Genomic DNA, 13,478 nt, shown 5'->3' with positions numbered 1-13,478 from the left:
TTGCCTCATTCCGTCATGCCTTCTCTAATGGACGACCACTACTGCGTCGTCGACGAAGGAGCGCGGACGGTGAGTTCCAACGACACCACGACCACGCCCGGCAACACCCCCGGCAAACCGCCTCCCGACGCGCCCGGGGACTCCTCGGCCGCGCTGTCCGCACTGCTCCGGGTGCTCGGCGCCGTCGAGCGCGCGGGCAACAAACTTCCCCACCCCTTCTGGCTGTTCGCCGTCCTCAGCGCCGTCCTCGCACTGATCAGCTGGGGGCTCGCCACCGCGGACGTCTCCGCGGTCGACCCGGCGGGGGATAAGACCGTGGCGGTGCGCAGCCTGATCTCGGTCGACGGGGTGCGGTCGATGATCAACGACGCGATCACCAACTACGCCACCTTCCCACCGCTGGGCACCATCCTGGTCGTCATGCTCGGTGTCGCCGTCGCCGACCGGTCGGGGCTGCTCGCGGCGATGCTGCGGGCCGGTGTCGCCAAGGTCCCGGCGCGCTGGATGACCTTCGCCCTGGCCTTCACCGCGATGGTCGCCCACATCGCGTCCGACGCCGCCTATGTGGCGCTGGTCCCCCTGGGCGGGCTGGCCTTCCGGGCCATCGGGCGCAGTCCGCTGCTGGGGATCGTCGTGGCCTTCGTCGGCGTATCGGCCGGCTATGACGCCAGCCCGCTGATCACCCCGATGGACGCGGTGCTGTCCGGGCTGACCACGGCCGCCGCGCACACCGTGGACCCCGGCTATGTCGTCACCCCGCTGTCCAACTACTTCTTCTCCCTCGCCTCCTCGGTGGTGCTGGCCGCCGTGATCACCTTCGTCACCGAGAAGGTGCTGGTGAAGCGGGTGGCGGCGCTTCCGCCCGAGCCCGAGGAGGCGGACGGGCAGGCCGCGCACACGGCCGGGGACGCCCCGGAGGTCGAGCTCGCCCTGGCCCCCGAGGAGCGCCGCGGGCTGCGCCGCGCCGCCGTCGCCCTCGTCCTCTTCCTCGCGGTGATCGTGGTGGCGATGATCCCCACCGGGTCCCCGCTGCGCGGCGAGGGCGGCAGCATCGTCGAATCGCCCGTGCTCTCGGGGATCGCCGTGGTGCTCGGACTGCTCTTCGCCCTCCTCGGCGCGGTCTACGGGCGGGCGGCCGGCACCGTCCGCGGCGGCCGTGACATCCCGGACTTCATGGCGCAGGGCATGCGGGAGATGGCCCCCATCCTGGTGCTGTTCTTCGCCATCTCCCAGTTCCTCGCGTACTTCAAGTGGACCGGCGTCGGCCAGGTGCTCGCCATCCGCGGCGCCGATCTGCTGAAGGACCTCGGGGTCACCGGCCCGGTCGCCTTCCTCGGCATCGTGGTGGTGTGCACGGTGATCAATCTGGCGATGACCAGCGGTTCGGCCATGTGGGCGCTGGTGGCCCCGGTCTTCGTGCCGATGCTGATGCTGTTGCACATCCCCCCGGAGGCCACCCAGGCCGTCTACCGCATCGCCGACTCCTGCACCAACGCCATCACCCCGATGAGCGCCTACTTCGTCATGGCGCTCGGCTTCCTCCAGCGCTACCGCCGTTCCGCCGGAATCGGCACCCTCGCCTCGCTGACCCTGCCGCTGTCCGTGGCCATGCTGGTGGCCTGGACCCTGCTGTTCTACGTCTGGTGGGTGCTGGGCATTCCGCTCGGCCCCGGCGCGCCCGTCCGCTGATCCCCAGCCGCTCCCCCATCCACGCCACCCCCGGGAAGGACCGCCCTCGCATGACCCCCTCCGACCTCGCCGCCGCCACCGCCCAGGCGCTGCCCGAGATGATCGAAGACCTACGGACGCTGGTGGAGCTGGAGACGCCGAGCAACGACAAGCGGCTGCTGGACGCGGGACTCGCCACGATCAGCGGCTGGGTCGTGGACCGGCTCGGCGAGCCGGATGGAACCGAGCGCCACGACTGCGGACCGCACGGCGATGTGCTCGCCCTGACCTATCGCGGCACGGCACCCGGCACCGTGCTGATGCTGTGCCACTACGACACGGTGTGGCCGGCCGGAACGCTCGCCGAATGGCCCTTCGAGGTCGAGGACGGCCGGGCGAGCGGCCCCGGTGTCTTCGACATGAAGACGGGTCTGGTGCAGGCCGTCTGGACCCTGCGGCTGCTGCGCGAGCTGGAGCTGCCCCACCCCTCGGTGCGGCTGCTGCTCAACGGCGACGAGGAGATCGGCAGCCCCGCCTCCCGCCGCCATATCGAGCGGCTCAGCGAGGACGTCCTGGCCACGCTGGTCTTCGAGGCGTCGCTGGACGGGGCGCTCAAGACCTCCCGCAAGGGCGTCGGGCTGTTCGATGTGACGGCCCACGGCATCGAATCGCATGCAGGTCTCGACCCGTTCGCGGGCGCGAGCGCCATCCACGCGCTGGCCGAGGTCGTCCCGCGGATCGCCGCGCTCAGCGCCCCGGAGCGGGGGACCACGGTGAACGTGGGGCTGATTCAAGGCGGCACCGGTCGCAATGTGATCGCCGCGCAGGCGAGTTGCGGCATCGACATCCGGATCGCCGAACCGGAGGAGATGAAGCGGATCGACGCCGCGCTGCACGCCCTCGCCCCCTCCGACCAGCGGGTGCGGCTGACCGTCACCGGCGAGTGGAACCGTCCGCCGATGGTTCCGGGCGACCCGTCCCGCCGGCTGTTCGAGCGGGCCCACGCGATCGCCGCCGAACACGGCTGGGAGCTGGAGGAGACCGCGGTCGGCGGTGCCAGCGACGGGAACTTCGTCTCCGCGCTGGGCCGTCCGGTCCTCGACGGGCTCGGTGCCCTCGGCTCCGGCGCCCACGCCCGCCACGAACACACCGTGCTCGCCCCGATCCCGGCCCGCACCGCGCTGACCATCGACCTGCTGCGGTCACTGGCGGCCGACGCCACGTAACGGCCGGCACACCGGCGCCGCGCCGACGCCGACGCCGACGGCCCAGCGGCCGTCAGGCGTCGGCGGGCGGGAGGCGGTTCAGCAGACGAGGAAGTCCGCCTCGCCCGCCTTGGCGCCCTGGATGAACGCGATGATCTCGCTGTGGGTGTAGATCAGCGCCGGACCGTCCGGATCGGTCGACTGGCGGATCGCGACCCGGCCGTCGTCCAGCTTCATGGCTTCGACGCAGTTGCCGCCGTTGCCACCGCTCCACGGCTTGTGCCAGCCCTCACTGCCGAGGTCGCTCGCGCGCATGCCGTTGTGAATGCGATCCATTCCGATCAGAGCTCCTTGCGGAAATCCCGGAGGATTTCCTTTGTGCGTCGTGCGGTTGCCGCCTGGGCCGCCATGCGGTCCATGGCCTCCAGATGGGAGGCCACCTCGATGCGCTCATCGAGGTAGACGGCGCCGGTCAGGTACTCGACGTAGACCATGTCCGGCAGTTCGGGGACAGCGAAGCGAAAGAGGACGAAGGGCCCATACGTGCCCGGATGGTGCCCGGAGGAGAACTCCGAGACCTGCAAGGTGATGTGCGGCATCTCCACCGCCTCCAGCAGCCGGTCGACCTGCCGGCGCATCACCGCCGCCGAACCCACCTGCCGGCGCAGCACCGTCTCGTCCATCACCACCCACAGCCGGGGCGGATCCCGCCGGGTGAGCAGGGACTGCCGCTCCATGCGCAGCGCCACATGGCGCTCCGCCTGCCGGGGGCCGGCCTGGCCGACGGCGCCGGTCTGCATGACCGCGCGGGCGTAGTCCTCGGTCTGGAGCAGCCCGGGCACGAAGTGCGGCTCGTACGCCCGGATCATCTCGGCCGCGCCCTCCAGGCTGACGTGGACGCTGAACCAGTCCGGCAGGATGTCGTGGAACCGCTGCCACCAACCGGGCTTGTTGGCCTCCTCGGTCAGGGTGATGAACGAGTCGAGCTCCTCACCGGTGATCCCGTAGGCGTCCAGCAGCATCTGCACATACGGCACCTTCAGCGCGACCTCGGCGGTCTCCATGCGGCGGATGGTGGCAGGCGCCACCCGCAGCACCCTGGCCGCCTCGTCGCGCTTGAACCCCGCCTTCTCCCGCAGATCCTGCAGCCTCTTGCCGAGGACGACCTGACCCACGGTCGGGGCCGACCGCGGTTCGCTCACCTGAATCCCTCCCTGACCTCAGCAACGCTGATGTTCGCAGTGTGCCATGGCCAGTGCGGAACAGACACATTGCACTGACAACTCTGCACTTTTCAGAGTGCCGCTTGCCAAGTGTCCCCGGCGGTGCGCATAGTGGCGTCATGATCCCGTTACCGCGCTCCGTCGCGGCGACCGCAGGCACCATCGGCCCGACCTCTGTGAAGTGCCCTTCGATGACGTACGCCTTCGCCGGTGCGCTGACCGGCCTCGTCCGCGGCCGGTTCGGCCGGCGGGGATTCCGCGCGGTGTCCGGCCGCCACCGCCTTCAACTGCCCCCGGCGCTGCGGACGGACCGGGCCTACGACGCGGTGGGGGTCGCCGAGCGGCACGGTCCCGGGGTGATGGCCCTGCTGCCCCGGGCGGGATGTGTGCTCACCGGCGCCGGGTGCTGGTGGTGGATCGTGCCGCCGCATTCGGACGTCGGGGTCGACTGGCCCGCACCGGCCGTCTACGCGGTCGGCGCCATGGTGACCGGCCCGCCCGGGCGGCGGACCGGCCCCACGGGGAGGGAGGAGCCCGGTGTGGTGCACTGGCCGGGCGACGGGGAGCCGTACACCCATCCCCTGCTGCTGCACATCGCGGTCTGCGCGGCGGCCGGGGTCTCCCCGGCCTGGCCGTGCGACAACCGGCCGCCACGGTCATGACCTCGGAGCCGGGGCCCGGTCATGCGGTCGAGTCGTCCTGGAGGTACGCCGCGGGGCGCGGATAGCGCATCAGCGCCGGGGTCTGGCCGGTCGGGTCGTCGTCCTGCTCGCTGAGGGGAACCACCGGGGCCGCTGCCGCGGCCGCGGCCTTCAGCTCGGCGGGGTCATAGGTCATGGCCTGCGTCCGCTCCATCGGCGACGGCTCGGGGATTCCGGTGCCCTGCTGCCCGTAGGCCGGGATCTGATCGATCGTCGTCTCCTCGGGGCGGGTCTGGGCGTACGCCGCCGTCCCCTGCGCCTGTGCACCCTGGGCCTGGACCTGGGCCATCGGCATCTGGGAGGTCTGCGCCTGGGCGCCCTGGTACTGCGCGCTCTGCGGCTGGGGAGCCATCTGCATGAACGGTGCCTGGCCCTGCGGCGCCTGGCTCTGGGCCGGCTGCAACTGCGGCGCCTGGAACTGCTGCACCGGTGCCTGCTGTTGCGGGATCTGCGGCTGCGGGGCCTGGACCATCTGGGGCTGCGGCAGCGCGGCCGGGGCCTGGTACAGGGGCGGCTGGGCCGGGGGAGTGGCGACATACGCGGGTGACAGCTCCGGGAGCGGCTGCTGCTGGACGTACCCCGCCGAGGCGCCCGGGCCGGTGCCCGCGCCCGTGCCCGCGAAGGACGCCTGCCCGTACAGGTCGCCGGAGACGCCCTGCGGGGCCGGAAGGGCGGCCGCGGAGTACATCGGCTGGGGCTCCTGCGCCACCGGCGCCGCGGCCAGCTGGGGCGGCTGCTGGTAGGAGTAGTCCAGCGACGGCTGCTGGTCCCAGCTGACCTGCGGGGCGTAGAACGACGTCCCGTACAGCACCGTGCTCAGCCCGGTCAGCAGCCGCTGCACATCCGGCTGGGACCGCACCACCAACCGCATGAACTGGCTGCTGCTGCCCAGCTTGTTGCCGCATTCGCGCACCAGCACCTTGTGCTGGGACAACAGTTGGTCACGGACCCAGGTGCCGTCCGTACCGGCCGGCAGCTTGACGAAGACGAAGTTGCCCTGGGAGGGGTAGACCGTCATCCCGGGCAGCCCGGCCAGCTGGGTGGTCATCTGCTGCCGGTCGCGGCTGAGCATGCGCAGGCTCTCCACGTACTCCTGCCGGTACCGCTTCAGCATGAAGACGATGACCTCGGCGAAGGAGTTGAGGTTCCACTTCGGCAGCCGGGAGCGGATCTGCACGGCGAGCGACGGATTGGCCACCAGATAGCCGAAGCGCACCCCGTGCAGCCCGAAGTTCTTGCCGAGGCTGCGCAGCACGATCACGTTCGGGCGCAGGATGGCCTCGTCCACGACGCTCGGATACGCCTCGGCGTCCGCGAACTCCAGGAAGGACTCGTCGATCACGATCAGGTCGAGGTCGGCCAGGGCGTCCATGATGCCGATGAGGGCCTGGCGGGACACCAGCCCGCCGTCGGGGTTGTTGGGATTGCAGATCACGGCGACCCGGGAGCCCCGGGAGCGTACGAAGTTGACGAAGGCGTTGGGGTCGAGCGCGAATCCGCTCATTTCCGGGAGCTGGAACATATCGACCCGTTTGCCGGTCTCCATCGGCTGGTCGGTCCAGCGGCCGAAGGTGGGAATCGGCACCGCCAGGCTTTCCTTCACCAGCAGGTGGTCGATCCAGGTGATGAGCTCGGTCGAGCCGTTGCCCATCGCCATGGTCTGCGGCTGCAGCCCGAGCACATCGGCCAGTTCGGCGGTGATGGTCTCCGCGGAGCTCGGGTAGTAGGTGAGGATATCCCGCAGCCTGACCGCCATCACGGCGAACATCGCGGGGGTGGGGAAGTACGGATTGCAGGGGATGCAGAAGTCCACGAGCTCCTGTCCGCCACCCGTGACCCCGGCGCGGTTGAGCGCGAAGAACGACGGGCTGTGGGCGGTGCCACGGAAAAGCTCCATGGCATCACCGGTATTGCCGACTGCGGCAACAGTCACGGCGGGACCTCCTCGGTCGCATGAGCCGCGTCGACGCACTGACACGGCCGTAGCGGCTCGTCCCTCGAGCCTGACGCATGATCTCTCGAAGCCGGGGCGGGCGAGGATTTTCGTGGGGGTTGTGAAAACCTCCGGGACACATGCTCCGGTCTCGAATAGAATTCCGCCCCTTGCCCCTTGAGAATGCCGGCGCGGCCTTCAGGCCGTATCCCCCGGCGGGAGTTCGCCATCGGCCTCGCTGGTGCGGTGCTGTTCCGCTACCCAGACCGCCACCTGAGCACGCGAGGTGAAACCCAGCTTGCTCAAAATGTGCTCAATATGGCCCTCGGCCGTGCGCTGGGCGATGACCAGGGACGAGGCGATCTCCTTGTTGCTGAGCCCCCGCGCGACCAGCTGCGCGATTTCCGACTCCCGGGGCGTCAGCGGCGACGGCCGCCCGCCCGCCGCCGTCTCCCCGCTGGGCAGTTCGTCCTCCAGCGCGTACTCCAGCGCCTCGGCGTAGGACAGCCGGGCACCCTGTCTGCACGCCGCGTTGAAGGCCGGTTTGCCCAGGGCCCGCCGCACCGCGGCCTCGCAGTCCTCGTGGTAGTGGACGAGGTGCCCGTAGCCGGAGAGCGGGGCGCCGATGGCGTGCCAGAGGGTCCCCAGGGCGCCCAGCAGCCTGGCCGCCCGGGTGTGGTCCCGTTCGGTGGCCGCGATCCAGGCCAGCACCTCCAGATTGACCCCGACGCCCAGCGGGTCGTCCAGCGAGCGGTTGAACGCGAGGCTCTCCTTCTCCAGGGCGGCCGCCCGGGCGGTGTCGCCCTGGCGCCAGACGTCCACGCCGAGCGCCATCATCGTGTAGGCCCGGTGCCAGCCCTCCCCGTACGCGTCGCACACCTCAAGCGACTCCTCGCCCAGGGCGATCGCGCGCGGTGAGTCGCCGATGAAGGAGTGGGCGAGCGAGAGCCGGATGAGTGCCAGGGCCAGCCCCACCGGATCGCCGGTCGCGCGATGGCGGACCACGGCCTCCTCGTAGAGCGCGATCGCGGACCGGGTCTCGCCCCGGTACATGGCGACCATGCCGGAGTAGAGCGCGGTGTAGGCGAGCACCGGCTCCAGGCCCAGCCGGGTGCCGAGGGACCGGCTCTCCTCGAGCATGGCCGCGGCGGCGTCGATGTCGGACTGGATGACGGCCAGCCAGCTGTCGGTCCACAGGGCCCGCGCCCGTGCCCCGTCGGGTTCGGTGCACAGTGCGAGGGCCTGGTCCAGCCAGCGGCGGCCCTCGCCGAGGTAGTAGCTGGTGATCCAGTGGTAGAGCAGATCGGCGGCCATGTCGAGGCCGCATACGGTCTGCTCGGGCTCGGCCAGGCAGCGCTCCAGGGCGGTGCGCAGATTGGCGTGCTCCAGGTGGAGCCGGGTGAACCACTGCACCTGGGCCGGTCCGAAGAGCGCCGCCCGCGCGTCCGCGGCGAGCCCGCGGTAGTAGTCGCGGTGGCGCCGCAGCCGTACGGCCTCCTCCCCGGAGGCGGCCAGCCGCTCACGGCCGTACTGGCGCAGCGTGTCCAGCATCCGGTAGCGCACCGTCGTCCGGTGCTCCTCCCTGAGCAGCACCGACTTGTCCACCAGCTCGGTCACCAGGTCCAGGATCTCCTCGCGGTCGATGCCCTCGCCCGAGCAGACCGCCTCGGCCGCCTCCAGGTCCAGGCTTCCGGCGAACACCGAGACCCGGGCCCACAACAGCCGCTCCCGCTCGGTGCACAGCTCATAGCTCCAGTCGATCAGCGCCCGCAGCGTCTGGTGGCGGGGGAGGACCGTCCGGGAGCCGAGGGTGAGCAGCCGGAACCGGTCGTCGAGCCGGTCCAGCAGCTGCTGGACGGACAGGGCGCGCAGCCGTACGACCGCGAGCTCGATCCCCAGCGGGATGCCGTCGAGCCGGCGGCAGATCAGCTCCACCCCGTCCCGGTTGTCCTCGCTGAGCTCGAACCCGGGCACGATGGCCGCGGCCCGCTCGACGAACAGCCGTACCGCGTCCCACTGGGCGAGTGTCGCGAGCGACGGCCTGGGTCCCTCGGGGTCCGGCAGCCCCAGGGTGGGCACGGCCAGGCTCTGCTCACCGGCGGCTCCCAGCGCCTGACGGCTGGTGGCCAGCAGCCGCAGCCGGGGGGCCGCGCGCAGCAGCCGGTCGGCGAGCCGGGCGCAGTCCTCCAGGAGGTGTTCGCAGTTGTCGAGGACGATCAGGGCCTGCCGGTCCCGCAGATGGTCGACGAGGACGTCCATCGCCGGGCGGGAGGAGTGGTCGCGTATCTCCAGCGCCTCGGTGACGCCCTGGGCGAGCAGCGTGGGGTTGTCCAGCTCGGCGAGTTCGGCCAGCCAGACCCCGTCGGGGAAGGCCCGCCGCGCCTCGTCCGCGACCCGCAGCGCCAGCCGGGTCTTCCCGACCCCGCCGACCCCGGTCAGGGTGACCAGGCGGGACGCGGACAGCATCCGCTTGACCTCGGCCGCCTCGTGCCGACGTCCCACGAAACTCGTCACCTCGGCCGGCAGCCTGACTGTCTGCCGCCCGGTCGGGGTGCCTGTCGCCACCGCACCCATCGATGCCTCGCACCGGGCCCCGGGTGGGCGGGACCCGCGCCCCGCACGGACCCGAAGCCCTGTTTCCAGGCTATGCCCGGGCCCGGGGCCGCCGCACACACCCCGGGCTGGAGGTCGCCTGGAGTGCGCGACGGTCGACCGACCGTGACATTCCCGGTGGGGCAGGGGAGCGGGACGGGTACCGATGCGGGGATATCTCCCCTCGCCGCGCCCGGCCGCGTGGACCCAGGATGGTGGTCTCGGTGAGTTCCGCCGCCCCCTCTGGCGGAAGATCGAAGGTTCGGACCATGTGCCCCCACCAACCCCCATGTCCCCCCGCCGACGCACCGGACCATGATTCGGCGCGTCCGGTGGCCTCCCATCCCGGGCAGGGATGGAGCCTGCTCTGCAACGGAGTGGTGATCTTCACCGACACGGGCGAAATCCTTCCCGACGGGCGCGTCATCCCTGCCCCCCGGACCAGCCCCGACCCGTCAGCATGAACGCCGCCGCCCTCGCCCTCACGAACGGCTCCCCGATGAGCACCGAGCGCCGCCCCGACACGGCGCCTCCCGCCACCAGCGCCGGGACGTCCTGGCTGCTCCCCTCCGAGCCGTCCTCGGTGCCGACGGCCCGGCGGCTGGCGCTCGCCCAGCTGTCGGCGTGGACGCTGCACGACTTCGCCGACGACGCCGAACTGCTCGTCAGCGAGCTGGTCACCAATGCCCTGCGGCACGCGGGCGGACCGATCCGCCTGACGCTCTCCCTGTGCTCCGCCGACCGTGCCTTCCGCTGCGAGGTGGCGGACGAGGACCCCGGGCAGCCCCGGGTGCGCCGGGCGTGCGGCGATGACGAGGGCGGGCGCGGACTGCACCTGCTGGACCTGCTCTCCCGCTGCTGGGGATCCACCTGTACGGCGGCGGGCAAGGTCGTCTGGTTCGAACTCCACCCGCCTGCCACCGCCCTGGAGGCCGCACTGGAAGAGGCCCCGACGACCCCGTGATCGTGAGCCGACGAAGGGAGATGCCATAGACGACTTCACGCCTCGTACCCACACAGTGATACCGAACGGCCCGGGGACGGAATGGTGAACGCCCTCACCACGCCTTCCGTCTCCGGGCTTCGCTGATCGCGCTCGGGGCGGGACGACCGATCGGAGTTTCCTGATGACTGATCGGGGTTGCATGACGACTGATCGGGATTGATCGTCGTCATTCCGCTCGTGTAGCCTGCTGATCGCGGCAGCAGCACGCCTTTTCGAATTCTTCGCATTTTGTGGCTCCAGGAGGCTGCGTGGAGGACCGGAAAACGGATTCCGGTTTACCCGGCGCGCTGGTCGGACGCGCCGCCGAACTCGCCGCGCTGACCGCCCACGCGGAGGCCGCCCACAGCGGCCGTTCCGGTCTGGTGGTCCTGTCCGGTCCGGCCGGAATCGGCAAGACCAGCCTGCTGCGCACCTTCCTCGACGGCGACGCCTGCCGGAAGATGACCGTGCTGCACGGCGCCTGCGGTGAAGTGGTGGCCGGCGCCGGTTACGGCGGGGTGCGCGCCCTCTTCGGAAGCCTCGGGCTCTCGGCCGAGGACGCCCAGGACTCCCCGCTGCTGCGCGGCAGCGCCCGCCGCGCCCTCCCCGCGCTCAGCCCCCGCCCCGGCGAGGAGGGGCCGTCCACGGCCGCCGCCGTCTACCCGGTGCTGCACGGCCTGTACTGGCTCGCCGCCAACCTGATGACCCAGGGCCCGCTCGTGCTCGTCCTGGACGATGTGCACTGGTGCGACGAGCGCTCCCTGCGCTGGATCGACTTCCTGCTGCGCCGGGCCGACCAGCTGCCGCTGCTGGTGGTGCTCGCCCAGCGCAGCGAGGAGGAGCCGGTCGCCCCCGCGGCCCTGGCGGACATCCTCGCCCAGCCGCGCTCCGCGGTGATCCGCCTCGACCCGCTGACCGACGCCGAAGTGGCCGAAATGGCTCACCAGGTCTTCAGCGCCCCCGTCGCGCCCTCCTTCGCCGAACGCGCCGCCGCCGTCTGCGGCGGCAACCCGCTGACCGTCACCCGGCTGCTGCGCGAGCTGCGGGCCAAGGGCGTGGCGCCCGACGAGAGCGGCATCCGCGAGATCGCCGAGGTCGGGAGTTACGTGGTCGCCCTGTCCGTGCGCGCCCTCTTCGACGCACGGCCCGACTGGGTCCGGGACGTGGCCACCGCCATCGCGGTGCTCGGCGAGGAGGACGCGGAGCACATCGGCGCGCTGGCCGGAGTGCCCGTCACCCGGGTCACGGACGCCGTGGAGCAGCTGCGCGAGGCCGATGTGATGGCGCCGGACCGGGCGGACCTGGCCCATGACGTGGTGCGCTCCGCGGTTCTGGAGGCCGCGGGGGAGGAGCGGCTGGCCGAGCTGCGCGCCAGGGCGGCCCTGCTGCTGAGCGACGCCGGGCGGCCCGCCGAGGAGGTCGCCAACCAGGTGCTGCTGGTGCCCGGCACCCCCCAGCCGTGGATGGGCTGGGTGCTCCGGGAGGCCGCCGCCCAGGCCGAGCACCGCGGCGCCCCGGAGGCCGCCGCCCGCTATCTCTACCGGGTCCTGGAGGCGGAGCCGGACAGCCTGTCGGCCCATGTCTCGCTCGCCAAGGCGCTCGCGGAGATCAACCCCGCCGAGGCCATCCGCCTGCTCAAGCGGGCGCTGGAGCTGGCCACCGATATCCGCACCAAGGCGCCCATCGCCGTGCAGTTCGGCCTCACCTGCCTCACCGTCCAGCAGTCACCGGCCGCCGTACGGGTGCTCAGCGAGGTGCTCGACGAACTCGAGGCCGAGCTGGGGCCGGACCCCGATCCGCGCGACCGCGAGCTGCGCACCCTCGTCCAATCGACGCTGCTGATCAGCGGATCCGACGAGAAGGCCACGATCCACACGGTCCGGGAGCGCTTCGCGCGCATCCCCGAGCCCCCCGGGGACACTCCCGCCCAGCGCCAGATGCTCGCCATGATGACGGTCCTGTCCGCGATGGAGGGCCGCTCGGTGCGGCGGGCGGTGGGGCAGGCCCGCCGCGCGCTGAGCTCCGCGGACCGGCTCGACAACTGGTCGCTGCTCTTCTCCGCGTTCACCCTCGGCCTGGCCGACGAGATCGAGGAGGCGATGGAGGCACTGGAGCACGCGCTGCGCCACGGCCAGGACAACGCCGCGGTGTGGTCGTACGTGATCACCCTGTCCTACCGCGCCCTGCTGCTGCACGGCGTCGGCGCGATCCCCGACGCCCTCGCCGACGCCCAGACCGCCGTCGAGATCATCGGCGAGGAGCGCTGGAGCGCCAATGTGACCATGCCGCAGACCGCGCTCGCGACGATCCTGATCGACCGGGGCGAACCGGAGCGGGCCGAGGAGCTGCTGGCCGCCGTCACCCGGCCGAACCTGGACGGGTTCGTCATGGAGTACCACTCGTATCTCATGGCCCGCGCCCGGGCCCGCTGGGCACTCGGCGACAGCGCCACCGCGCTGCGGCTGCTGCTCGACTGCGGCGCCTCCCTGGAGGAGTCCGGTTTCGCCAACCCGGTGTTCCTGCCCTGGTGGACCGAGGCGGCCTGTCTGCTCGCGGCCGAGAAGCGGGCGGACGAGGCGCGGGACCTGGTCGAGCACGGCGCCGAGCTGGCCCGCCGCTGGAGCACCCCGCGCGCCTTCGGACTCGCCGCCCTCGCCCGCGGGGTGACCACCCCCGGCGAGGACGGCATCGCCCGACTCACCGAGGCGGTCGAGCACTTCTCCGGGTCGCCCGCCCGCTCCGAGCACGCCCGGGCCGAGTACCTGCTCGGCGGGGCGCTGCTGGACGCGGGGCGGCCGCGCGAGGCCCGGGAGCGGCTGCGCTCGGCCGTCGACCTCGCGCAGGGCTCCGGGGCGCTCGCGCTCGCCAGGGACGCCCGCAACCGGCTGGTCGCGGCGGGCGGCCGGAGGCGCGAGATCACCGCCTCACCGGTCGACCTGCTCACCGGCACCGAGCGCAAGGTGGCCCAGATGGCCTCGCGCGGGGCGGGCAACCGCGAGATCGCCGAGTCGCTGTTCGTCACCGTACGCACCGTGGAGACCCATCTCACCAGCGTCTACCGGAAGCTGAGCGTCAGTCAGCGCGGGGAGCTGGCCTCGGTGCTGAACGGCCCCAGCCTTCCCGACCCGCAGGCCCCCGCGTGGGTCTTCGCCTCGCGCGGCCGACGCTGAG

10 protein-coding genes are annotated in these 13,478 nt (G+C 71.9%); 6 read left to right on the top strand and 4 right to left on the bottom strand.

All coding sequences use genetic code 11. The features are described 5' to 3' along the window. The first annotated feature begins 27 nt into the window (after window positions 1–27). Together IEJ02_RS18465 and IEJ02_RS18460 are read left to right on the top strand one after the other, a co-directional pair. Window positions 28–1,689, top strand: coding sequence for an AbgT family transporter (locus tag IEJ02_RS18465; RefSeq protein ID WP_223864046.1), 1,662 nt, complete (start codon window positions 28–30; stop codon window positions 1,687–1,689). Window positions 1,690–1,739: 50 nt separating this feature from the next. Next, window positions 1,740–2,894: a M20 family metallopeptidase gene (locus IEJ02_RS18460; RefSeq protein ID WP_191065876.1), complete on the top strand. Its 1,155-nt coding sequence runs from the start codon at window positions 1,740–1,742 to the stop codon at window positions 2,892–2,894. 78 nt (window positions 2,895–2,972) lie between these two features. Here IEJ02_RS18460 and IEJ02_RS18455 read toward each other — a convergent pair whose 3' ends face one another. Both IEJ02_RS18455 and IEJ02_RS18450 read right to left on the bottom strand, forming a co-directional pair. Continuing rightward, a complete protein-coding gene (locus tag IEJ02_RS18455) occupies window positions 2,973–3,209 on the bottom strand; it encodes a DUF397 domain-containing protein (RefSeq protein ID WP_044567659.1) in 237 nt (78 codons plus the stop codon). A 5-nt stretch (window positions 3,210–3,214) separates the two neighbouring features. After that, on the bottom strand, window positions 3,215–4,075 hold the full coding sequence (locus IEJ02_RS18450) for a Sco1979 family transcriptional regulator (RefSeq protein ID WP_191065875.1): 861 nt from the start codon (window positions 4,073–4,075) through the stop codon (window positions 3,215–3,217). A 140-nt stretch (window positions 4,076–4,215) separates the two neighbouring features. Here IEJ02_RS18450 and IEJ02_RS18445 point away from each other — a divergent pair, with 140 nt between their 5' ends. Beyond that, window positions 4,216–4,758, top strand: a complete 543-nt coding sequence (locus IEJ02_RS18445) for a hypothetical protein (RefSeq protein ID WP_223864037.1) — start codon at window positions 4,216–4,218, stop codon at window positions 4,756–4,758. 19 nt (window positions 4,759–4,777) lie between these two features. Here IEJ02_RS18445 and IEJ02_RS18440 read toward each other — a convergent pair whose 3' ends face one another. Next, window positions 4,778–6,694, bottom strand: coding sequence for a pyridoxal phosphate-dependent aminotransferase (locus IEJ02_RS18440; protein WP_191065926.1), 1,917 nt, complete (start codon window positions 6,692–6,694; stop codon window positions 4,778–4,780). 234 nt (window positions 6,695–6,928) lie between these two features. Next, window positions 6,929–9,232 (bottom strand): ATP-binding protein, encoded by a 2,304-nt coding sequence (locus tag IEJ02_RS18435; protein ID WP_275561880.1) that lies wholly within the window; start codon window positions 9,230–9,232, stop codon window positions 6,929–6,931. Window positions 9,233–9,591: 359 nt separating this feature from the next. Between IEJ02_RS18435 and IEJ02_RS48630 the strand changes: the two genes are divergently transcribed. The 3 genes from IEJ02_RS48630 to IEJ02_RS18425 all read left to right on the top strand — a co-directional run bounded on the left by IEJ02_RS48630 (window position 9,592) and on the right by IEJ02_RS18425 (window position 13,477). Further along, a complete protein-coding gene (locus tag IEJ02_RS48630) occupies window positions 9,592–9,786 on the top strand; it encodes a DUF5999 family protein (protein WP_223864036.1) in 195 nt (64 codons plus the stop codon). Beyond that, on the top strand, window positions 9,783–10,286 hold the full coding sequence (locus IEJ02_RS18430) for an ATP-binding protein (RefSeq protein WP_137981576.1): 504 nt from the start codon (window positions 9,783–9,785) through the stop codon (window positions 10,284–10,286). Before IEJ02_RS48630 ends, IEJ02_RS18430 begins: the two co-directional genes overlap by 4 nt. A gap of 290 nt (window positions 10,287–10,576) precedes the next feature. Beyond that, a complete protein-coding gene (locus IEJ02_RS18425) occupies window positions 10,577–13,477 on the top strand; it encodes a helix-turn-helix transcriptional regulator (RefSeq protein ID WP_191065873.1) in 2,901 nt (966 codons plus the stop codon). The last annotated feature ends 1 nt before the right edge of the window (window position 13,478 follow it).

The sequence above is a fragment of the Streptomyces sp. 5-10 genome, assembly GCF_014712245.1.
GTDB classification, from domain to species: Bacteria; Actinomycetota; Actinomycetes; order Streptomycetales; family Streptomycetaceae; genus Streptomyces; species Streptomyces violaceusniger.
This window is presented reverse-complemented; position numbering and strand designations above follow the sequence as displayed.

Coding starts and splice junctions, on each gene's coding strand:
- IEJ02_RS18465 (WP_223864046.1), top strand. CDS start 28: ATGGACGACCACTACTGCGTCGTCGACGAAGGAGCGCGGACGGTGAGT.
- IEJ02_RS18460 (WP_191065876.1), top strand. CDS start 1,740: ATGACCCCCTCCGACCTCGCCGCCGCCACCGCCCAGGCGCTGCCCGAG.
- IEJ02_RS18455 (WP_044567659.1), bottom strand. CDS start 3,209: ATGGATCGCATTCACAACGGCATGCGCGCGAGCGACCTCGGCAGTGAG.
- IEJ02_RS18445 (WP_223864037.1), top strand. CDS start 4,216: ATGATCCCGTTACCGCGCTCCGTCGCGGCGACCGCAGGCACCATCGGC.
- IEJ02_RS18440 (WP_191065926.1), bottom strand. CDS start 6,694: ATGGAGCTTTTCCGTGGCACCGCCCACAGCCCGTCGTTCTTCGCGCTC.
- IEJ02_RS48630 (WP_223864036.1), top strand. CDS start 9,592: ATGTGCCCCCACCAACCCCCATGTCCCCCCGCCGACGCACCGGACCAT.
- IEJ02_RS18430 (WP_137981576.1), top strand. CDS start 9,783: ATGAACGCCGCCGCCCTCGCCCTCACGAACGGCTCCCCGATGAGCACC.